The organism is Acinetobacter sp. (genome assembly GCF_041911495.1).
Classification (GTDB): Bacteria; Pseudomonadota; Gammaproteobacteria; order Pseudomonadales; family Moraxellaceae; genus Acinetobacter.
The window spans coordinates 45,178-66,096 of record NZ_JAYROT010000013.1; the positions used below are offsets into that span (position 1 = coordinate 45,178).

General features: G+C 40.8%; 20 protein-coding genes, 1 tRNA gene and 2 pseudogenes. 10 read left to right on the plus strand and 13 right to left on the minus strand.

Going from position 1 to position 20,919, the window contains the following annotated elements:
- The first annotated feature begins 44 nt into the window (after positions 1–44).
- The 6 genes from ACE3PQ_RS01410 to ACE3PQ_RS01435 all read left to right on the plus strand — a co-directional run bounded on the left by ACE3PQ_RS01410 (position 45) and on the right by ACE3PQ_RS01435 (position 4,542).
- Entirely contained in the window at positions 45–575 is a 531-nt protein-coding gene (locus tag ACE3PQ_RS01410; protein ID WP_374294547.1) for a YaeQ family protein, read from the plus strand.
- A 144-nt stretch (positions 576–719) separates the two neighbouring features.
- Positions 720–1,013, plus strand: coding sequence for a cold-shock protein (locus ACE3PQ_RS01415; protein WP_374294549.1), 294 nt, complete (start codon positions 720–722; stop codon positions 1,011–1,013).
- Between the two features lie 8 nt (positions 1,014–1,021).
- On the plus strand, positions 1,022–1,594 hold the full coding sequence (locus ACE3PQ_RS01420) for a GTP pyrophosphokinase (protein ID WP_374294551.1): 573 nt from the start codon (positions 1,022–1,024) through the stop codon (positions 1,592–1,594).
- Between the two features lie 106 nt (positions 1,595–1,700).
- Positions 1,701–1,928: a type II toxin-antitoxin system Phd/YefM family antitoxin gene (locus ACE3PQ_RS01425; protein ID WP_374294553.1), complete on the plus strand. Its 228-nt coding sequence runs from the start codon at positions 1,701–1,703 to the stop codon at positions 1,926–1,928.
- Complete coding sequence (locus ACE3PQ_RS01430; protein ID WP_374294555.1) at positions 1,925–2,305, plus strand: type II toxin-antitoxin system VapC family toxin; 381 nt, start codon at positions 1,925–1,927, stop codon at positions 2,303–2,305. The genes ACE3PQ_RS01425 and ACE3PQ_RS01430 overlap by 4 nt, the downstream gene beginning before the upstream one ends.
- A gap of 44 nt (positions 2,306–2,349) precedes the next feature.
- Positions 2,350–4,542, plus strand: coding sequence for a hypothetical protein (locus ACE3PQ_RS01435; RefSeq protein ID WP_374294557.1), 2,193 nt, complete (start codon positions 2,350–2,352; stop codon positions 4,540–4,542).
- 47 nt (positions 4,543–4,589) lie between these two features.
- Here the strand turns inward: ACE3PQ_RS01435 and metH are convergent, their stop codons facing one another.
- Together metH and ACE3PQ_RS01445 are read right to left on the minus strand one after the other, a co-directional pair.
- Entirely contained in the window at positions 4,590–8,300 is a 3,711-nt protein-coding gene (metH, locus tag ACE3PQ_RS01440) for a methionine synthase (protein WP_374294559.1), read from the minus strand.
- A gap of 208 nt (positions 8,301–8,508) precedes the next feature.
- A tRNA-Thr gene (locus tag ACE3PQ_RS01445) sits at positions 8,509–8,584 on the minus strand.
- A gap of 216 nt (positions 8,585–8,800) precedes the next feature.
- On the opposite strand from ACE3PQ_RS01445, the pseudogene ACE3PQ_RS01450 reads away from it, so the two are divergent.
- Positions 8,801–8,905: pseudogene (locus tag ACE3PQ_RS01450) on the plus strand (hypothetical protein); the annotation flags it as partial.
- A gap of 43 nt (positions 8,906–8,948) precedes the next feature.
- A pseudogene (locus ACE3PQ_RS01455) lies at positions 8,949–9,041 on the plus strand (IS1595 family transposase); the annotation flags it as partial.
- Between the two features lie 23 nt (positions 9,042–9,064).
- Here the strand turns inward: ACE3PQ_RS01455 and ACE3PQ_RS01460 are convergent.
- From ACE3PQ_RS01460 to truB, 7 genes are all read right to left on the minus strand, one after another.
- A complete protein-coding gene (locus tag ACE3PQ_RS01460; RefSeq protein WP_374294561.1) occupies positions 9,065–10,084 on the minus strand; it encodes an NAD(P)-dependent alcohol dehydrogenase in 1,020 nt (339 codons plus the stop codon).
- A gap of 215 nt (positions 10,085–10,299) precedes the next feature.
- Entirely contained in the window at positions 10,300–11,379 is a 1,080-nt protein-coding gene (leuB, locus tag ACE3PQ_RS01465; protein WP_374294563.1) for a 3-isopropylmalate dehydrogenase, read from the minus strand.
- A 60-nt stretch (positions 11,380–11,439) separates the two neighbouring features.
- Positions 11,440–12,018 (minus strand): hypothetical protein, encoded by a 579-nt coding sequence (locus ACE3PQ_RS01470; RefSeq protein WP_374294565.1) that lies wholly within the window; start codon positions 12,016–12,018, stop codon positions 11,440–11,442.
- A gap of 126 nt (positions 12,019–12,144) precedes the next feature.
- Entirely contained in the window at positions 12,145–12,789 is a 645-nt protein-coding gene (gene leuD, locus ACE3PQ_RS01475) for a 3-isopropylmalate dehydratase small subunit (RefSeq protein WP_374294567.1), read from the minus strand.
- Positions 12,790–12,902: 113 nt separating this feature from the next.
- Positions 12,903–14,321, minus strand: a complete 1,419-nt coding sequence (gene leuC / locus ACE3PQ_RS01480; RefSeq protein WP_374294569.1) for a 3-isopropylmalate dehydratase large subunit — start codon at positions 14,319–14,321, stop codon at positions 12,903–12,905.
- 193 nt (positions 14,322–14,514) lie between these two features.
- On the minus strand, positions 14,515–15,156 hold the full coding sequence (locus ACE3PQ_RS01485; RefSeq protein WP_374294571.1) for a TetR/AcrR family transcriptional regulator: 642 nt from the start codon (positions 15,154–15,156) through the stop codon (positions 14,515–14,517).
- A gap of 95 nt (positions 15,157–15,251) precedes the next feature.
- Positions 15,252–16,154: a tRNA pseudouridine(55) synthase TruB gene (gene truB / locus ACE3PQ_RS01490; protein WP_374294573.1), complete on the minus strand. Its 903-nt coding sequence runs from the start codon at positions 16,152–16,154 to the stop codon at positions 15,252–15,254.
- A 154-nt stretch (positions 16,155–16,308) separates the two neighbouring features.
- On the opposite strand from truB, the gene ACE3PQ_RS01495 reads away from it, so the two are divergent.
- Entirely contained in the window at positions 16,309–17,355 is a 1,047-nt protein-coding gene (locus ACE3PQ_RS01495; RefSeq protein ID WP_374294575.1) for a lipase secretion chaperone, read from the plus strand.
- A gap of 212 nt (positions 17,356–17,567) precedes the next feature.
- Positions 17,568–18,545, plus strand: coding sequence for an esterase/lipase family protein (locus ACE3PQ_RS01500; RefSeq protein WP_374294577.1), 978 nt, complete (start codon positions 17,568–17,570; stop codon positions 18,543–18,545).
- Positions 18,546–18,610: 65 nt separating this feature from the next.
- On the opposite strand, the gene rplS is transcribed toward ACE3PQ_RS01500, so the two are convergent.
- From rplS to rpsP, 4 genes are all read right to left on the minus strand, one after another.
- Positions 18,611–18,985: a 50S ribosomal protein L19 gene (rplS, locus tag ACE3PQ_RS01505; RefSeq protein ID WP_374294579.1), complete on the minus strand. Its 375-nt coding sequence runs from the start codon at positions 18,983–18,985 to the stop codon at positions 18,611–18,613.
- A 234-nt stretch (positions 18,986–19,219) separates the two neighbouring features.
- On the minus strand, positions 19,220–19,960 hold the full coding sequence (trmD, locus tag ACE3PQ_RS01510) for a tRNA (guanosine(37)-N1)-methyltransferase TrmD (protein WP_374294581.1): 741 nt from the start codon (positions 19,958–19,960) through the stop codon (positions 19,220–19,222).
- A 45-nt stretch (positions 19,961–20,005) separates the two neighbouring features.
- Positions 20,006–20,560, minus strand: a complete 555-nt coding sequence (gene rimM, locus ACE3PQ_RS01515; RefSeq protein ID WP_374294583.1) for a ribosome maturation factor RimM — start codon at positions 20,558–20,560, stop codon at positions 20,006–20,008.
- A 3-nt stretch (positions 20,561–20,563) separates the two neighbouring features.
- Positions 20,564–20,809 carry a 30S ribosomal protein S16 gene (gene rpsP, locus ACE3PQ_RS01520; RefSeq protein WP_241570812.1) on the minus strand — a complete coding sequence of 82 codons (246 nt, stop codon included), beginning with the start codon at positions 20,807–20,809 and terminating at the stop codon, positions 20,564–20,566.
- Positions 20,810–20,919 lie beyond the last annotated feature (110 nt).

The following is a 20,919-nucleotide window of genomic DNA, read 5'->3' on the forward strand; positions in this document are numbered from 1 at the left end:
CTATCGTAATTCGCTATGCTATGCGAAAATTTGAGGATAAGCACATGGCATTAAAAGCAACCATTTATAAAGCAGATTTAAACATTGCCGATATGGATATCCATAATTACAGTGATTTTCAGCTCACATTGGCATTGCATCCCTCTGAAACCATTGAGCGTTTGATGGTGCGAATTTTGGCATATGCACGTTATGCGGACGAGGCACTAGAATTTACCAAAGATTTGTTTGAAACCAATGAGCCTGCGCTATGGCAAAAAGACCTCACAGGTCAGTTGCAGAAATGGATTGAAGTCGGTAGTCCTGATGAAGATAAAGTGAAAAAAGCCAGTGCACGCTGTGATCAAGTTGCGGTGATTACTTATGGCAGTGCAGTCGCAGAATGGTATAAGCGCAGCGCCAAACTGAAAACATTAAAAAATGTCGAAGTGTGGCAACTCTCTGAAAATACCACAGCAGAGATTCAAAAACTCTGCGAGCGCACCATGCAACTGCAACTCAACATCATGGATGGTGAATGGACGCTGATGGGCGGTGATGATCAAGTGGTAGTCGAGTGGACACAGTTGCAGTAATCTGCTGAATAACTACTCATAATTAACCGCTGATTTTGAAGTTAACCACTTTGCTTTATAATGTTTATTTGCGTCGCCTTTCGGTTTTTCAGACCATATAAACTCGTCGTTAAACTTTAATCACCCACCATCAAGGAAATCGCTATGAAATCTGAATTTCATCAAGGTCGCATCAAACAATACAATGCCGATCGTGGCTTTGGTTTTATTGATGGGCTTGAGCAGGATATTTTCTTTCATATTTCTGATTTTCCTTTGGTAGATGGCGAACCGAAGCGCAATGAACGGGTGAAATTTATCGTGATCGAGAATGAAGATAAGTTGCGCGCGATCCGTATCGAAAGAGTCAAAGACCAATCGGCAAAAGCGAAAAAAACCAGAGTGGTGAAAAACAATACCTCAATTACTTCGGCGCTGTTGTCGAATTTTAAGAAGTAGAGAATGGAATGAGCAAAAGTACCTTAGAAAAAGTTGAATTAATGATTGAAACCATTAATAAAATTCATGCTGACTTCTCTCAAGATTACTTTGATACTGGACGTATTGAAAAGGTCAACTTATCTAAAACTGTTGCTCGTGTTCCTTATCCTCACATCACCAAATACCGTTTAAATCTACACGAAAGTATCAACGACTATTTGATCAAAAATAAAACAGGATTTTTATTACAGTATTATTATCGGGTCAAAACGCTGGAAAGCATTGATGACAAAATTGCTCGGTTTTCAGAAAATACAGACCAATATCCTGTAAATAATTGGCTCAACGATATTTTTGGTGCAAGAATCATCGTCAATACTGCCGAAGTCGATGCCATCAGCGAGCAGTTAGATGACTGGCAAGAAAAGTACGGCTTAAAAAATTGGTATTTCCGTGATAAAGACGGCTATCGAGGACTACATATTTACTTTAAGAACAAATCGAATTTTTACTTCCCGTGGGAGTTGCAAGTGTGGGATGAAAAGGATGAGCTCAGTAATATTGAAACTCATGAAAAATATAAACGGACGTTTGTGTAAACCTTTTTTGATCTATAAGCGCTCTTATCAATAACTCATCTAATCTATATTGGCAATACATTGCTCAATGTGTATACTTTAAAGTGCACACTTTAGGAGTTATACCATGCAGGTTTCCACCAAAGAACTACGCATTCAATCAGGTAAAATTATTCACCAAGTTCAACGTGGAGAAGAAGTGACTGTGACTTATCGTGGCAAAGCATTAGCGAAAATTGTACCGATTGAACAACAGGATGCAAGTTCAGATATTTTTGCGATGTGGCAAGATCAAGATAATGATTTATCTGTAGAAGATACCGTCCGCAATCTACGTAAAGGTAGACAGTTTTGATTATTGATACCGATGTATTGATTTGGTATTTACGTGGTAAGCAGTCTGCAAAAACCATCGTGGAAGAAAATATTCCGTTTAGTATATCTGCGGTGACGTATATGGAACTGCTCCAAGGCATGCGTAATAAGCAAGAAAGCCTTCAATTCCAAAAAGCGATGCACTATTGGAATGTTCACGTCATTCATATCGATCAAGAAATTTCTGCTCGCGCCATGTTTTATGTTCAAGAATATGGGCTTAGCCATTCGATGCAAATGGCTGATGCACTGATTGGTGCAACTGCGGTACAGTTTGGTGAAATGCTACTCACCGCAAATGATAAGCACTATAAATGTATTCCTAATATTGAGGTGGTGAAGTTTATGCCCGAATGATCTATTATGGGTTTCAACACATACCGTTAATGGAAAAAAGCTATATGAGTTGGACATATAAAGAATTCGAAGAATTGTTTCAACAAGCCGTACATTTAAAAAAAGAAGAATTTCTTTCTGAAGAGCTACTTATAGAAACTGATGGTAAAGATTCAACTTATACAAATTTAGATCAACAATTTAAAACATATATGTTTGATTTGTTGGATGGACAAGGGATTAATATTAAAAAAATACATGAACTAAAAAATAGATTTAAGATGCAATATTGGTGGAATGGAAGCAGACAAGATGATTTAAATAAAGTAGTTGTTCTATGTTGCTGTATTGACCAGCGAATCAAATTAGTTGATCAATACAATAATAAATTTGAGCAACGAGAAGAATTTACTGATAATAAAAATCAATGGATCAAATTTATAGCTTGCACAATTTTTTATCAAAAGTTAGAAAAAAGTAATAGGTATGCTATTCAAGCATCTTTAGATCATGATACTTCTCTAAATTCGATGGATAGTAAGGTCTACCAAGCTCTTATTTTCTTTAGAAAAAAAGGTTTTAAAGTTAAATTTAAAGATGGGTCTTATAGCATTGAGTTGATTAATGATGTATTTAAACTCATCGATCTAAAAATCTCAAAAATAGGGATGAATTTTATATTTTACTATTTTGATTTTATTAAATCTTATAAAAAAGATTATGGATTATACTTCTTTAAGTCTCACTACAACGATAATAGTAGCGAAAAAATATTCCCTTTAGGACTGTTATTTAGATTGGGGGTTAAGCATCTATGCAGCAAAGAATACGATAATAAAAAAACACCAAAGGAAATACAAGATATTTTTGACTACTCATTACACCTAGCTCACTTACTAGAACTATCACATACAGGTCATGATTTTTCTACAACGTTCTCTGACAAAACTGATATTTTAAGAATTCTTCGAAGATATTCTCAATTAGATCAGATTTATAAAATTGATCAATATAATCCTTTGCATGTATTGTTTTTATCTAAAAAGCTAAAAGAATCTATAGAAAATATAGGTATTCCCAACAACATCCTAACAAAAGTAAATATCATTATTGAAATTTTTGATTTGTGTATGTCAGAATTAAAAGATAAAGATATTATAGTTTTTAACAAAACAATAAGTTACGAAAAGTTGTGTGACAAGTACTCCGAAATGATACTGAACAACATTCTAAATGATTTAAGTCATGAGGGATCTGCAAATAAAAACTATGATCAGGTTTTTAATTTTTCTAAAATAAATTATTTTCACAAACCATTTGTTAAAGTAAACATTGAAAATGTAAATAAATATCTATTATTACATAAAACTTTTTTTGCAATGGGTTTCTACACAACTTTAATGACTATATTGAGAGATTTAAAAAAATTGGAAGATGGTAGCAAATTTGACATTGATAATCATGTGGGATTATTACAAGAGAAGATTATCACAGATAAGCTTTCCTTGTTAAGTATTAACGTTTTGAATACTGAAGGTAAATATAACTTAACTCACAAGCAAATTAAAGTATTAGGCATACGTGAAAATAAAACTCTTGAGACAGACATTGTTATTGAGTTTGATGATAGAGTTGTATTTTTGGAATCAAAGAAAAAAGTTCTGACAAACAAAGCAAAAAGTGGTGATGAAATAGCCATTTTAAAAGATTTATGTGATTCTTTAATAGCATCACAGATTCAAGCAAATCGTCACAAACGTGTTTTAAATAATTTTAATAATATTAAATTTAATGATGGTGTAGAGCTATTTAAGAAAGATCGTGAAATTATTAAAGTTTCTATAGCACAATTTGACTATGGATCACTACATACGTCTAATGTAATGAATGCAGTACTCCCTGTTATGTTAAATGCAAAAATTTCTAGTAATAATCCATCGAAAACTAATGACATACGATCTATTAACAAAAAATTAGATGACTTTACTGAAGAATTTAGTGATGGACGTAGTTTTTACAGTAATGAAAATCGTGGATTAATGTTCGCAGATTGCCATTTTTTTAATTTTTTTCATATTTTATACATCTTGGATAAAGCAAATAATACATTAACATTATCAAAAGAGGACATTTTAAAGCAGGCATTTAATGTAAGTCGAATTTTTTATGATAGCATGGATATTTTTCATGAATTTGAAAACGCATTATATTTAGCGGAATTTGGTAAACGCAACTTACAAGAAATACCAACAATTTAAAAAAATAAAGAATCCCCTCAATTGAAGGGATTCCTTATTGCTTAAGTTTAAACAATAGAATCATCCAAGTTCGGACCTAACCACCGTTTCGCCTCATCCAGTGACCAACCTTTACGCTCGGCATAATCTTCAAGCTGATCTTGAGAGATTTTACCGACGTTAAAGTATTCACTTTGCGGATGTGAGTAATAGAATCCACTCACGCTCGACGGCGGAATCATGGCGAAGTGTTCAGTCAATTGCGTGCCGATCTGATTAGTCGAATCTAGCCAGTCGAACAACACCGCTTTTTCCGAATGCTCAGGGCAGGCAGGATAGCCTGGCGCAGGACGAATCCCAACATACTTTTCTTTGATCAAGGCTTCATTATCAAGGTTTTCATCCGCTTGATAGCCCCAATATTCTTTACGAATCAATTCATGCAGATGCTCAGCAAAGGCCTCGGCAAAACGATCACCCAAAGACTGTGCCAAAATCGCTGAATAATCATCGCCTTTGGCTTTGTACTCATTTGCCATCTCTTCTACACCGAAGACTGACACCGTAAAGCCACCCAAATGATCGGTTTGATTGTCAGATGTACTGATAAAATCCGCCAAAGACAAGTTCGGTTTACCTGTCACTTTATCCGACTGCTGACGCAGATGTTCAAAGCTGTGCGTCACATTACCCGCTTCATCATAGACCGACACGGTGTCTTTACCAGTACGTTTGGAAGGATGAATGCCAAATACCGCACGTGCATCAAAGCGTTGATTCTCGATAATGTCTTTGAGCATGGTTTGCGCTTGATTGTACAAATCCGTCGCCGCTTCACCAACCACTTCATCTTGAAGGATTTTCGGGAATTTTCCTGCAAGACTCCACGAGATAAAGAACGGTGTCCAATCGAAATACGGCACCAATTTTTCTAATGAATAGTTGGTAATGGTCTGCTGCCCGATGAAGTTTGGCTTCGGCGGTACATAGGCATCCCACTCAATTTTCAAGCCATTGTCTACCGATTCCGCATAAGACAGTTTGGCGGCTTTCGGTTGTTTGTTGGCGAGGCGTTCACGGATTTTTGCGTACTCTTGACGTTGCTCCTCGATATATGCACCACGCATTTCTTTGGACAATAACGTGGTTGCCACACCGACCGCACGAGAGGCATCCGCCACGTAAATCACCGCATCATTTTGATATTGTGGTTCGATTTTCACTGCAGTATGTGCTTTAGACGTGGTTGCACCGCCGATCAGTAATGGCAAATGAAAGTCTTTACGTTGCATTTCTTTGGCGACAAAAACCATTTCATCCAAACTTGGGGTAATCAACCCTGACAAGCCGATGATGTCACATTTCTCTTCAATCGCCGTTTGTAGGATTTTCTCCGCAGGCACCATCACACCAAGATCGACGATGTCATAGCCATTACAACCCAAGACTACGCCTACGATATTTTTACCAATATCGTGCACATCACCTTTGACCGTCGCCATCAGCACTTTACCTTTGGACTGCCCTTCTTCCTTTTCAGCTTCGATGAAGGGATTCAGCCATGCCACCGCTTGTTTCATCACACGTGCCGATTTCACCACTTGCGGGAGGAACATTTTGCCCGAGCCAAACAGGTCACCGACCACATTCATGCCATCCATCAGTGGTCCTTCAATCACATCGAGTGGACGCTTAGATTTCAGGCGTGCTTCTTCAGTATCTTCATCAATAAAGCTAGTAATGCCTTTGACCAGTGCATATTCAAGACGTTTTTCTACAGATTGATTACGCCATTCAAGGTTTTCTGCTTCTTTTGTCGCACCACCCTGTCCACGATATTTTTCCGCAACTTCGAGTAATTTTTCAGTAGCAATCTGACCCGACTCTCCCTGATTCTGATTGAGAATCACATCCTCAACCGCATCTTTCAGCTCGGCAGGAATATCGTCATAAATCGCCATTTGCCCCGCATTGACGATGCCCATGGTCATGCCTTGTTTAATGGCATAATACAAAAACACCGAGTGAATCGCTTCACGCACAGGCTCATTACCACGGAACGAGAACGAGACGTTTGACACACCGCCAGAGATCATGGCATTCGGTAGGTTCTGCTTAATCCAACCTGTGGCTTCGATAAAATCCACGGCATAATTATTATGCTCTTCAATCCCTGTTGCGACTGCGAACACGTTCGGGTCAAAGATAATATCTTCCGATGGAAAGCCCACCTCATTGACCAAAACGTCATAAGAACGCTGACAAATTTCTTTTTTGCGCTGCGCTGTGTCTGCCTGACCATCTTCATCAAATGCCATGACGATAATCGCTGCACCGTACTGACGACATAGACGTGCCTTTTCGACAAACTCATCATAACCTTCTTTTAACGAGATCGAGTTAACGACGGCTTTGCCTTGTACGCACTTCAAACCTGCTTCGATGATTTCCCATTTCGAGGAGTCAATCATGATCGGCACACGTGATATTTCAGGTTCTGACGCAACTAAATTGAGAAAATGCACCATCGCATTTTCTGAATCGAGCATGCCTTCATCCATGTTGATGTCGATGATCTGCGCACCTGCTTCGACTTGTTGCTGTGCAACTTCCAGTGCTTCAGCGAAATTTCCTTCACGGATTAAACGTAAAAATTTCTTCGAGCCTGTGACGTTGGTTCGCTCACCGACATTAACGAATAATGAATCATCATAAATATTAAATGGCTCTAAACCACTCAAACGACACGCAGGCTTGATGTCAGGGATTTGACGAGGTGCAATGCCGCTGACCGCATTGGCAATCGCTCGGATATGATCAGGCGTTGTCCCACAGCAACCGCCTGTGATATTGATCAAACCACTTTCAGCAAATTCTTTCAGAAATGCGGCGGTCTGCTCAGGCGTTTCATCATACTCACCAAAGGCATTCGGCAAGCCTGCATTCGGATGCGCAGACACAAAAGTATCCGCCACATCAGCAATGGTTTTGACGTGTGGACGCATCGCATCTGCACCGAGCGCACAGTTAAAACCAATTGACAGTAAATCGCCATGACGTACAGAATTCCAAAAGGCTTCCGCCGTTTGACCTGTTAAAGTACGCCCAGATGCGTCAGTGATCGTACCCGAAATCATCATCGGGAGCTCACGACCGATTTGCTTAAACACTTCTTTGACCGCAAAGATCGCTGCTTTACAGTTCAAAGTATCGAACACGGTTTCGATCAGGATAATATCCGCACCGCCTTCGATTAAAGCATGCGCCGCTTCGATATAATTTTCTTTTAATTCATCAAAGGTGATATTCCGAAATGCAGGATCATTGACATTCGGCGAGATCGAACAGGTACGTGATGTCGGTCCAAGCACCCCTGCAACGAAGCGAGGCTTATCAGGTGTGGAATATTTTTCACAGGCAGCTTTCGCAAGACGAGCCGCTTCACGGTTAATCTCAGGGACGAGATCTTCCATGTGATAATCCGACATCGACACACGTGTACCGTTAAAGCTGTTGGTTTCAATAATGTCGGCACCCGCATCGAGGTACGCTTCATGAATGCCTTGGATAATCTGCGGTTGGGTCAGGACTAATAAATCATTATTACCTTTAAGATCGGATGCCCAGTCTGCAAAACGCTCACCTCGATAGTCTTCTTCTTCGAGCTTGTGACGCTGAATCATGGTACCCATTGCACCATCAATAATCAGAATGCGCTTGGCAAGAAGTTCTTTTAAAATCGCAGTTTGAGGTGAAGCCTGTAGTGCAGGATTGGACATGCAAATCGCTCGCTATAATTAACTGTAACAAACCGTTAAGTTTAACAGAAAATCACCCGCTTGCGCAGACTTGCAATTGACGGAACAGTCCTAAACACAACGTAAAATAGATGTAAGCAATGATTTAAAAAATGGATAGCAATTTAAAAAAATAGCTTTAAAAAAATTTTGGGAAAATGACTTAAAAAAATAAGAGAGAATCAAGAAATGGTGCCGGCACACGGATTCGAACTGTGGACCTACTGATTACAAGTCAGTTGCTCTACCAACTGAGCTATGCCGGCATGGTGAAATATGTCTTTATGCTCTAAATAAAGCATCGCCATATATTCATTATTGTGCCGTGCATTTTATCTATTATGTGATTTTGGTCAAGTCGATTTTTTAGAAATTCATCCATTTTGTGATTAATTTAACAATTTTTAGATTTCAATCGTGCAATTGATCTTATTCAGATTACACTTGATCCAATGCCAAATCGTGAAATGAAATAATCCCTTATGAGTGCAGAAGCACATGCTTTTAGCCTAGTTTCCCCTGTTGTCCTGCTTGCTGCGGCTGTCATTGCTGTACCAATTTTTAAGAAAATTGGATTAGGGTCAGTGAGAGATGGATCAGGAAATTTGAACAACTCCTATAAGTGATACTCTGCTCCTCAAAGAATGTGAGTTTAGGTTTAACCATCGACATGAAAATCTTTATGCTAAACTACTTAGAGAATTAAGGGAAAATCCACTCTAAAGTTATCTAGACCCTTATAAAAATTAAAAATCATTTTTCAGTACCACACGATAGCGAGCCTTACCATCTCGTACATGCTGAATCGCTGCATTAATATCTGACATGGCAAACTCCTCCACGATTGGCGAAATATCTTTACGTGCTGCAAATTCCATCATGGTACGAAGCTGTACTGGCGAGCCTGTCGGTGAACCTGCTACACCCTTTTCCCCTGAGATCAAAGCAAAAGCCTGAATATCTAAAGGCTTGAGCACCGCACCGACCACATGCAATTTACCTTGTGGTTTCAGCAAGCCAAGATATGCATTCCAATCCAGTGGCACATTCACAGTAGAAACGATCAAATCTAAACTACCAATAGCTTTTTTAAAAGCTTTTGGATCAGTGGAATCGAGAATATGATGCGCTCCCATCTCTTTAATCGCATCATACTTATCAGGGTTTGAGCTAAATGCAGTGACTTCACAACCCCATGCGTTAAAAAAACTCAATGCCATATGACCTAGACCACCTACGCCAACCACACCGATTTTATGTGACGCATTAATACCATGCTGTAGCAAAGGTTGAAATACGGTAATACCACCACAGAGCAAAGGCCCAGCTTTCGCCAAATCTACACCATCTGGCATTGGAATTACCCATTGCCACTGCGCACGGACTTTGTCGGCAAATCCACCCATATGCCCTGCAATCGTCGGTTGCGCTTTGGCACAAACATTGGCATGTCCGCCGATACATGGATTACAATGTTGACAAGATTCTGCTGTCCAACCAACACCAACCATTTGCCCAATACTTAAGCCTTTACAATCTTCACCGAGTGCAACGATTTCGCCGATAATTTCATGCCCTGCAACCACTGGATATTGACTAAAGCCCCATTCATTATCAATCACCGACAGGTCAGAATGGCAGATACCGCAGTAATGCACTTTGACTTCCACTTCATCATTTTTCAGTGCGCCTGCATCGTAATCATAGCGTTCAAGTGTTGCACCGACTTGCTGTGCCGCATAGGCACGAATGGTATTATTACTCATCAATGATGCTCCGATTGATTTTGATTAAATTCTATTTTTTAGCAAATTTTTAAAATATGCTTTTTACATAAGATTTATATTAACAATGCTGTGCTTAGAAATTGGCATAAAATTGTTGTGATCGTGAAAATGATTTGAACTTTCATATTTTCGAATAAATAAAAAAGTCACCTAATGGTGACTTTCTTTAAGCGCTCAAATCAGTGATGTTGCGTTCACGCAAGTGTCGCTACAACCGCTTCGCCCATTTCTTTGGTACCAATTTTTTTCATACCTTCTGACATAATATCTGCGGTACGCAAGCCTTGATCCAATACTGTACCCACAGCATCTTCAATCGCTTTTGCAGCCGCTTCTTCACGAAACGTATAGCGAAGCATCATTGCAACAGACAGAATCGTTGCCAATGGATTTGCCACATTCTGACCTGCAATATCAGGTGCAGAACCGTGACATGGCTCGTACATACCTTTACCACTTTCATCGAGCGACGCTGATGGCAACATACCGATTGAACCTGTCAACATCGCGGCTTCATCGGACAAAATGTCACCGAATAAGTTACCTGTCACCATCACATCAAACTGCTTCGGCGCACGTACCAATTGCATCGCTGCATTATCAACATACATATGCGACAGCTGAATATTTGGATAGTCTGCTTGTTGCATATCCGTCACGGTCTGCTTCCACAGCTCTGTGACTTCAAGCACATTGGCTTTATCTACTGAACAGACTTTACCGCCACGCAGTCCAGCCATTTCAAAGGCAACTTTGGCAATACGTTTGATTTCTGACTCTGCGTAAACGTCAGTGTTGTAACCTTGCTTTTCACCATTTTCGAGTTCACGAATACCACGAGGCTGACCGAAATAGATACCACCAGTCAACTCACGCACGATGAGTATATCTAAGCCTGCAACGATTTCAGGTTTTAGACTTGAAGCATCAGCAAGTTGTGGATACAAAATCGCAGGACGTAAATTCGCAAATAAATTCAATTCACTGCGAATTTTAAGTAAGCCACGTTCAGGGCGAATCGAACGCTCAATACTATCCCACTTGGGACCACCGACAGCGCCAAGTAGAATCGCATCGGCTTTTTTCGCTTGCTCACTGGTCACCGCAGGATACGGCTCGCCATGTGCATCAATCGCAGAACCACCGAGCAAACCATGCTCCCAAGTGTATCCTAAATTGAATTTTTGATTGACCGCAGTTAAAACTTGTTCTGCTGACGCAACGATCTCTGGACCGATACCATCACCAGCCAGAATTAAAATATGTTTAGACATGTTATCGTCCACAACGATTGAGTTAAAAAATAATTAGGAAAAAAATTTTAAAAATATCAATTAAATATCTTGCTCGATAAACTCACCGAGACCAGTCATCACATCATGATCGCGACAGAAACGACGTAATGCGATTTGATCTTGAAGCAAGTCGACGCATAGCTTCCCAGGCGTTGCCACAGACAACAAAGATTGCCCTGTATTTTCTCGCTGGCGGTACATCAGAAGCTGATAGTTGTGCCCTGCCTGAAAGTTGTGAATCAAATGAAAACGCTCGGTACGCTCTAGCGACACAGGATAAAAACGCACCGCAACTTCATGATCGCCAGCAGGTAGTGATACCGCATAGTCGTGATTGATTGAAAAAACCGAACCCTCCAACCGAACCATGCCCTTATCCATGGCTTCCATGGTTGGACGTTTTGTCTCCTCATCAATCACTAAGACATCATCAACACGCTCAAAATCACAGCCTTGCTTTGCTTGACATGACAAGTACATCGCATCATTCGAATCATCACGGTTTTGCAAGATTTTATAGCTATCCATGTAGGATTCCAAAATTTGCGTCGAGTTCTGACAGGCAACCAAACCCATCATCACCAAACTCAATATGGAAATCCGACAAAAAGCTGACATTTTAAATTTATTCATTTTGCAGCATGGATAAAGTGATCATAATTGTAATATCTTAACAAGATGTGACGGAGATAGCTACGCTGTTTCAAGTCAGCTTTGTAAAGCATATTGATTCTTTTAAAAAAGTTACAATTCCTTAAAAATCCACGGTCGAGTTTGTTTGATCTGATTCTCAAAAGCATGAATGTCATCTTCAGCCTGCAAGGTCAAACCAATATCATCCAACCCATTGAGCAAACAATGCTTACGGAATGAATCGACTTCAAACTTAAACGCCTGACCTGACGGTGTACGGACTTCTTGCGCATCCAAATCTACCGTTAACTGGTAGCCTTCGTTGGCTTCGCATTCTTTAAACAATTGATCGACTTCTTGCTCTGTCAAAATCACAGGCAACATGCCATTTTTAAAACTATTGTTAAAGAAAATATCAGCAAAACTTGGCGCAATCACGGTACGAAAACCATATTCACTGAGTGCCCACGGTGCATGCTCTCGACTCGAACCACAACCGAAATTTGTACGTGCCAATAGAATGGTTGAGCCCTGATAGCGTGGCTGATTCAAGACAAAATCAGGATTTTTCGGACGCTTACTAATATCTTGACCAAGATAGCCTTCGTCCATATAACGCAATTCATCAAATAAATTGTCACCAAAACCAGTACGTTTGATCGACTTCAAAAATTGCTTTGGAATAATCAAATCGGTATCGACATTGGCACGATCTAAAGGCGTGACGATACCTTGTTCAACTGTATATTTTTGCATGTTTTACCCTACAGAATTTATTCACTTTAAATCTCCCCTAGCCCCTCTTTTATTAAAGAGGGGAACCCCCTCCTTTACAAAGGTGAGCAGTGCTGCTACGCAAGAGGGGGATTCTAGAACGTTCTCACATCAACAAAATGACCTGCGATCGCAGCCGCTGCTGCCATCGCTGGACTGACGAGATGCGTACGCCCACCATTACCTTGACGACCTTCAAAATTACGGTTCGACGTTGAGGCGCAGTGTTCACCCGATTGCAATTTGTCGGCATTCATCGCCAAGCACATTGAGCAACCCGGCTCACGCCATTCAAAACCTGCTTCAACAAAGATTTTATCCAAACCTTCTGCTTCGGCTTGTTTTTTCACAATACCTGAACCCGGAACGATCATCGCTTGCTTCAAGGTTGGCGACACTTTACGCCCTTTAACCACTTCTGCTGCTGCACGAATATCTTCAATTCGAGAGTTGGTGCATGAGCCAATAAAGACACGATCTAACTGAATATCCGCAAGCGCCTGACCTTCGTTCAAGCCCATATATTGATAGGCACGTGTCCAGTCTTTGCGCTGTACATCATCTTTGGCTTGTTGCAAAGTCGGCACATTTTGCGTCACAGGAATCACCATCTCAGGTGACGTTCCCCAAGACACTTGTGGTTCGATATCTTCACCTTGCATTACGATCACTGTATCGAATACCGCATCGTCATCTGAGTGTAAGTTGCCCCAATATTCTGCGGCTTGATCCCACTGTTCGCCTTGCGGTGCATATGGACGACCTTTGACATAATTAATGGTTTCTTGATCGACAGCGACTAATCCAACACGAGCGCCCGCTTCGATTGCCATATTGCAGACCGTCATACGTCCTTCGATCGTCATATCACGGAATACTTGACCGCCAAACTCCATCGCATGACCTGTACCACCAGCAGTACCGATCTTGGCAATAATCGCTAAGACCACATCTTTTGGTGTCACGCCTTTGCCCAATTTGCCATCGACACGGATCAGCATGTTTTTCATTTTCTTTTGCACTAAGCATTGTGTCGCAAGTACATGCTCTACTTCTGAAGTACCGATACCATGCGCCAAACAGCCCAATGCACCATGCGTTGCCGTATGTGAATCACCACACACCACGGTCATACCAGGTAAGACTAAACCTTGCTCAGGTCCGATAACATGCACAATGCCTTGACGTTCATCATTGATTTTAAACTCAACGATATTGAAGGTCGCACAGTTGTCATCCAAAGTCTGCACTTGAATCCGTGATGTATCATCTTTGATCCCTGCAATCCCTTCGGCACGTTCTTTTTGCGAGGTCGGAACATTATGATCAGGTGTTGCAATATTGGCACTCAAACGCCACGGCTGACGCCCAGCAAGTTGCAAGCCTTCGAATGCCTGCGGTGAAGTCACTTCATGCAAAAGGTGACGATCAATATAAATCAAACTCGAGCCGTCATCTCGCTGCTTAACCAAGTGGTCATCCCACAACTTGTCATATAAGGTTTTGCCTGCCATTTTGAAGCCTCCAACTGCGCCACGATTTGGACTGGGGGTAAAAATAAGAAAAGGATTGTACATCTATATATGAATTATACTGCAAAAATTACATAAAACTAATTTATCATTTTTATAAATTTAATAACTTTTTGGAATTATTTTATCGCAAAAAATTTCTGCTTCAAACGTCTTGATTAGAAATCTTTTAAGCCTAAGCTTGAGCACTGTTTGAATTGATGTTGCTCTCATCCGTGAAGTTGCAGGTATTCGATGGAAAAGCAAAAGCTTGGTGAATATACAAATTAATTAATTTATCTCGTGAGCCTATCGAACGTTGATAATAGCTTGAATTTAAGAGCAAACATGCACCAAAAGTCAGCGACCAAACATATGAAGAGTAATCCCGAATCGAGATTTCATAATTCATTTCTTTGAGATATTGTTCGATCATATCTCGAATCGCCATGATGCGTTCTTGGCGAATCTGATACAACTCATCAAAAGTCGCATTGGAATGAATCACCGTCATGGTGAGTTGTTCTTCGATCTGATGCAAAATAATCGCTTTCTTTGGATCATTCAAATGATAGAGCATATAGCGTGGAATATATTCTTGAATGTTATTGCTATATTGCTTGGAGATGGCAAGGACATTGTTCTCATTTTCGATGATGAGGTGCATCAGTAATTCATTCTTACTGGCAAAATGCTTATACAACGTGCCTTTGGCAAGATCGAGCTCTTTGGCAATTTCATCCAATGTGAAGTTTTGGTTTTCCAATAACAAGCTTTCCGCAACACGTAAAATCTGCTGCTGTCGCTCTTTGTACATGGCTTGACGTTGTAACTTCATCACAATCCAAAACTTGTCCTAATCCCTGCTTAATATACCTTTTTTTGCTGTACAGTTGTAGCGTTAATCGCACCGTTAATCATAGAGTTGAATGTTTACCCATCACGCTGAATGAGTAGTCTTTTTGGTTTTAAGCGTCCAACAGCATTCACTTCTGCAAGCCCTAAACATTGCCCATTGGAAAATACCAATACACCATCTGACTCGGGAAAATCCACGCTACTTTCTTGACCGTTATTAAAATATTTAACTCGCTCTAAGGGAAGTTCAAACTTTGGCAAGCCTTCAACCGCTGCATAGCTCGGTAGCAACAAATCTTCACGCGCGACTTCATCAAGGCTTTCCAAATATTCAATGGTCATATGCTCATCAAGCTGAAAATGCCCTGTTTGAATCCGATGTAGCTTAGTCAAATGTCCAACCGTACCCATCGCTTTGGCAATATCCTCACCCAAAACACGAATATAAGTCCCTTTAGAACAGGTCACATCAAGGGAAATGCTCTGCTCGGTAAAGCTGAGTAATTTAATTTGTGAAATTCTGACTGGACGAGCAGGACGCTCGATCTCAATGCCCTGCCGAGCAAGTTCATATAAAGGACGACCATCTTTTTTTAATGCAGAATACATCGGCGGAATTTGTGTAGTTTCACCTTCAAACTGCTTTAAGATTTTCGAAATCGAATCTTCTGTTAAGAGGGGAATAGCTTGAGATTCAACCACTTCACCTTCCACATCACCTGTACTGGTCGCCGTTCCAAGCTGAATCGTGGTTTGGTAACGCTTATCTGCATCCAATAAATAATGTGAAAATTTCGTCGCTTCACCTAAACAAATCGGAAGTAACCCCGTCGCCAATGGATCTAATGCACCTGTATGCCCTGCTTTCTGTGCACGGTATAGCCAACGGACTTTTTGCAATGCCGCATTTGAGCTGATATTTAGCGGTTTATTCAGTAGAAAAACACCATCAATATGGCGACGTACAATTTTAGACATATGAGCTGATCAAGACTTGCTTTTAAAATTCTGAATTTTAATATTCTAGCAAAAGCAGTTTCATTTCGTCGGATTTTATTTTTTAATGCATGACAGCCAAGTTAGCTTATGTTAGTTTATTTTTCGAAAACGCACACTTATGGACAAAATGTGTATGTTAAATTTTCGCAAGGATTCGATTTTTATAATTTTGCCAATCATTTTCATTCTTTTAATTGGCGTTGCTTTGCTATGGTTAAAGTCAGGTGATACCAATATTAGCAACGCAGAACAACAGCAAAACGAATCCTCAAATACTCCTTCAAACCAATTCGACCCTTCCAATCCCAACTCAACGACTTCTCCTAATACGCAATTTGGTAGTGCCAGCCAACAAGATATCGAAGTCGATTGTAAGATGAGTTTAGACGCAGGGCAGCGCCTCATCGTCAATGAACAAACCAAAAACTGTTTTGAATTTTTTATCACGCAATATGGCGAAAAAAATATTGACCAAATCAAAGCTGATTTTGAAAAATATATAAAAGCCAATTATCAAGAACCCGCACTTTCACAAATTCTAGATTTGTGGTCACGCTATATCGACTATCGTGAGCAATTAGGCAAGCTTCAGCCGCCGTCGAGCAACGCCAACAGTGCAAAATACTATCGTGAAGTTTATGAGAAGCAGCAAAACCTTCGCAAAACCTATTTCTCTCGTGAAGAGATTCAAGGATTATTTGGAGAGGAAAACCTCTACCATGAATACACGCTCAAACGCATGGAAGTAATGGAAAATAAATCACTGAGTGAAGCAGAAAAAGCCAAACAGTTGAAATTGTTATTCAATCAACTCCCTGCCGACTGGAAAGAAAATCTTGAGCAAATGAACAAACTCGAAGATTTGCGCTCACTCACAGCAGACCTCAAAGCACGTAATGCAAGCCCTCAAGAGATTCGCCAAATGCGCTTAAATCTCGTGGGTGCAGAAGCGACTGGACGACTTGAAGCACTCGATACACAGCGTGGCCAATGGCAACAACAAGTGACAAGCTACCTCTCAGAACGTGACACGATTATGCAAAGTGGTCTGAGTGACAGTGCCAAATCAGCGGCGATTAATGACTTAAAGCAACAGCAATTCAGCTCAGAGCAAGATCGTTTGCGTCTGAATACTTTTGAAACCATTCATGATCAAGGAGGCAAACTACCATTTAACTAATTCATTTAAACACCAAGCTTAACTAGGTAGTTTTATCAAACATGCAGAGATGAACTATTTATGATGAGTTCCATTTTCTAAATCATGTTATAGACCTTGCTTAAGCATTGCGACTGATCGACTAACCGACTACATGATGTAGCCTACGATCACGCATAAGGAATACGCATTTCAAGGACACATATTTAAGGACTGATTTTTAGGGAAGAATTATGAAAATGTTAAAAAGTAAAAAGTTAGCTACGATTGCATCTCTTGCTTTGGGGCTAGCATTCGCAAACATCAGCCATAGTGCTGTCAACACACCAAACGTAAAGGCAACTGGCACTTATGCCAAGACGAAATATCCTATTCTTTTTGTACACGGTATGTTTGGTTTTGACCGTCTAGGTGGCAGTACATTTGGTATGGATTACTTCTATCAAGTATTACCCGACCTCGCACGTAATGGTGCAACGACTTATGCTGCTCAAGTATCACCATTAGAGTCTACCGAGATTCGCGGCGAGCAACTATTGAGCCAAGTCGAAGAAGTATTGGCAATCACAGGTCAAAGCAAATTGAACTTGATCGGTCACTCACATGGTGGACCAACCATTCGTTATATAGAAATCGTCAAACCACAATATGTTGCATCATTGACAGGTGTCGGTGGAACATTCCGTGGCTCAAAAGTTGCTGATCTTGCACTCAGTAACAGTGGCGGTAGTGCTTTTATTTCTGCGGTAAGTGATTATTTACTTGGACCAGTCATCACTTGGGCATCAGACAATACTAACCTACCAATCAACATGAACCGCTCACTCAAATCTATCAGTGTTGCAGGCTCTACCGCATTTAACAATGCACATCCAACACCTGCACTTGCAAGCTCCTGTAGTCAAAGTGGTGCGAGTTCAAGCAATGGTCGTTACTACTATTCATGGACTGGTACATCACAATTGACCAACGCATTTGACCTATTGGATGTTGGTGTGTCTACACTTGCTCCTTTGGCATATGGTAGTTTGGATAACGATGGACTTGTACCACGTTGTAGCGCACGTTTTGGTAAGGTGATTCGTGACAACTACAGCTACACCCATCTTGATGAAGTCAATATGGTACTTGGCATGCGCAGTTGGTTCTCACCTGACCCAGTTACACTGTATCGTCAACATGCAAACCGCTTAAAGCTTCAAGGTTTGTAATAAAAAAATATTTAGGCATAAAAAATGCGCCAATCATGGCGCATTTTTTCACTCTAAAACAGCGATTATGCTTCTGTTTTACGAGCTGGTAATTTTTCACGAATACGTGCAGCTTTACCAGTAAGACCACGTAGGTAGTAAAGTTTCGCACGACGAACGTCACCACGACGTTTCACTTCGATTTTTGCAACGATTGGTGAATGTGTTTGGAAAACACGCTCAACACCAACACCGCTAGAGATTTTACGTACTGTGAAAGACGAGTTTAGACCACGATTTTTCTTCGCAATCACCACACCTTCATATGCCTGAAGACGTTCACGGTTACCCTCTGTAACTTTTACAGATACGACAACTGTATCACCTGGTGCAAACGCAGGGATATCAGATTTCAATTGAGCATTTTCAACTGCTTGAACTAAAGGATGTTTGCCACTCATTGTGGGAATCTCCAATATGCGAACGCAATATTTCCATGTCTAAAATAAATATTGTTTCGCTGGGGACAGAGGCTATTCGCATATCAACCCGTTTATCTAAACCTTAAAGTTTGATTTTTTATGAAGTCAAAACTTTAAAGCGCACATTTATGATTCCGAGGAATCAATTCGAAGCACAGCTTCTCATCTCCTTACGGAACACTCGTTCCTCAGGACAACGATTATCAATCGTTGCTATTCCTTGCTCATTTTAAGCCATTTTTCTTGCTGCTTGCTCAGTTTCGCTTGTTCGACCAATTCTGGACGACGCTCAAGTGTACGCTGATAACGCTGCAAAAACCGCCATTTCTCAATATTGCCATGATGACCAGACTTGAGTACTGCTGGCACATCTAAGCCTTCGAAATGATCAGGCTTGGTATATTGTGGGCAATCCAAAAGACCATCCACAAAAGAGTCTTGCAAAGCTGATTGTTCATCCGACATCACATTCGGTAACCGCCGAATGACACTGTCGAGTAATACCATCGCAGGAAGCTCACCACCTGACAAGACATAATCTCCAATCGACCATTCTTGATCGACATAACGCTGGATCAAACGCTCATCCACCCCTTCATAACGTCCGCAAAGCACAATCAAACCATCATAATTGACGAATTGTTGCACTGCGACCTCACTCAGAGTCTGCCCTTGCGGTGACATATACACCACGGGGACATTGGCAAATCCTGCTTGCTGCGCAAGCTGTTTGGCATGATTAATCGCTTTTGCCAAAGGCTCAGCCATCATCACCATACCAGGACCACCACCAAATGGACGTTCATCCACTCGCTTATAGTTGCCCTCTGCAAAATCTCGTGGATTAATACAAGTGACTTGTATTTGCTCACGTTTTGCTGCACGCCCGCTAATACCAAATGCGGTGATCGCTTCAAACATCTCGGGAAATAATGTAATCACTGCAAACCACATCAGAGATTCCTCATTTCCAGTTTAAAATTAATATCTATTACGATATTAATAATCTACGCCCCAATTGACGTAAATACGACCTGCTTCAATATCAACCCGTTGAACCACATCTTTATGCCACGGAATCATCCGTTCCTCAGCGTCAATGCTCTCAGGTGTTGCGTGAACCACCATGACATCATTTGCGCCAGTTTCAAACAGCTCATGAATCTTGCCCAGATTGACTTCATTTTCAGAATCATCTAAACCAAGCACTGTCAGACCTTTGAGATCATTCCAGTAGTATTCATCCATACCTGCTTGAGGCAATTGTGATTTGGACACCCAAATCTCGGCACCGATTATCTGCTCCGCTGCTGTGCGATCACTCACACCTTTGAGCGCAACCACCAAACCTTTGCCCTGTGTTTTCCAACGTTTTACGTCGACTGTCTGCCAACCTGTCTTGGTTTGGATATACCAAGGAAGATAGTCAAACATATTGCTTATTGGATCAGTCTTGGAAAAGACCCAAAGCCAACCATTCAATCCATACGGTGAACGTAGCTGTCCGATCTGGATACGATCTTCAGGCACATCCTGCACGGTGGTTTGACTCATCTATTAAGCAGTCGCTGCTTGTTTTGCAATCGCAGCAACACGCTCAGAAGGTTGTGCACCTTGAGCTACCCAATGTGCATAACGGTCTGCATCCAAACGGATTTTTTCTGCTTGACCTTGTGCAGTTGGGTTAAAGAAGCCAATACGCTCGATAAAACGACCATCACGTGCATTGCGACTATCAGTCACAATTACTTGATAGAACGGGCGTTTTTTAGCGCCACCACGGGCTAAACGAATTACGACCATGTCATACTCTCTACTAAAAAGTGTTCTTAAAAAAGAAGCCTTTTGATACACGAGGCATCAAAAGGCAGATATTTTAAGCGATAACGTAAATTTTATAAAGGGGTTTCGTC

Bases quoted from the DNA above. Each gene is read 5' to 3' on its own strand.
- ACE3PQ_RS01460 (WP_374294561.1), bottom strand. From the start codon at position 10,084: ATGAGTAATAATACCATTCGTGCCTATGCGGCACAGCAAGTCGGTGCA.
- leuB (WP_374294563.1), bottom strand. From the start codon at position 11,379: ATGTCTAAACATATTTTAATTCTGGCTGGTGATGGTATCGGTCCAGAG.
- ACE3PQ_RS01435 (WP_374294557.1), top strand. From the start codon at position 2,350: ATGAGTTGGACATATAAAGAATTCGAAGAATTGTTTCAACAAGCCGTA.
- ACE3PQ_RS01420 (WP_374294551.1), top strand. From the start codon at position 1,022: ATGAGCAAAAGTACCTTAGAAAAAGTTGAATTAATGATTGAAACCATT.
- leuC (WP_374294569.1), bottom strand. From the start codon at position 14,321: ATGGCAGGCAAAACCTTATATGACAAGTTGTGGGATGACCACTTGGTT.
- ACE3PQ_RS01470 (WP_374294565.1), bottom strand. From the start codon at position 12,018: ATGTCAGCTTTTTGTCGGATTTCCATATTGAGTTTGGTGATGATGGGT.
- trmD (WP_374294581.1), bottom strand. From the start codon at position 19,960: ATGTGGTTTGCAGTGATTACATTATTTCCCGAGATGTTTGAAGCGATC.
- leuD (WP_374294567.1), bottom strand. From the start codon at position 12,789: ATGCAAAAATATACAGTTGAACAAGGTATCGTCACGCCTTTAGATCGT.
- ACE3PQ_RS01485 (WP_374294571.1), bottom strand. From the start codon at position 15,156: ATGAAGTTACAACGTCAAGCCATGTACAAAGAGCGACAGCAGCAGATT.
- metH (WP_374294559.1), bottom strand. From the start codon at position 8,300: ATGTCCAATCCTGCACTACAGGCTTCACCTCAAACTGCGATTTTAAAA.
- truB (WP_374294573.1), bottom strand. From the start codon at position 16,154: ATGTCTAAAATTGTACGTCGCCATATTGATGGTGTTTTTCTACTGAAT.
- ACE3PQ_RS01495 (WP_374294575.1), top strand. From the start codon at position 16,309: ATGTTAAATTTTCGCAAGGATTCGATTTTTATAATTTTGCCAATCATT.
- ACE3PQ_RS01410 (WP_374294547.1), top strand. From the start codon at position 45: ATGGCATTAAAAGCAACCATTTATAAAGCAGATTTAAACATTGCCGAT.
- rplS (WP_374294579.1), bottom strand. From the start codon at position 18,985: ATGAGTGGCAAACATCCTTTAGTTCAAGCAGTTGAAAATGCTCAATTG.
- ACE3PQ_RS01500 (WP_374294577.1), top strand. From the start codon at position 17,568: ATGAAAATGTTAAAAAGTAAAAAGTTAGCTACGATTGCATCTCTTGCT.
- rimM (WP_374294583.1), bottom strand. From the start codon at position 20,560: ATGAGTCAAACCACCGTGCAGGATGTGCCTGAAGATCGTATCCAGATC.
- ACE3PQ_RS01415 (WP_374294549.1), top strand. From the start codon at position 720: ATGAAATCTGAATTTCATCAAGGTCGCATCAAACAATACAATGCCGAT.
- ACE3PQ_RS01425 (WP_374294553.1), top strand. From the start codon at position 1,701: ATGCAGGTTTCCACCAAAGAACTACGCATTCAATCAGGTAAAATTATT.
- rpsP (WP_241570812.1), bottom strand. From the start codon at position 20,809: ATGGTCGTAATTCGTTTAGCCCGTGGTGGCGCTAAAAAACGCCCGTTC.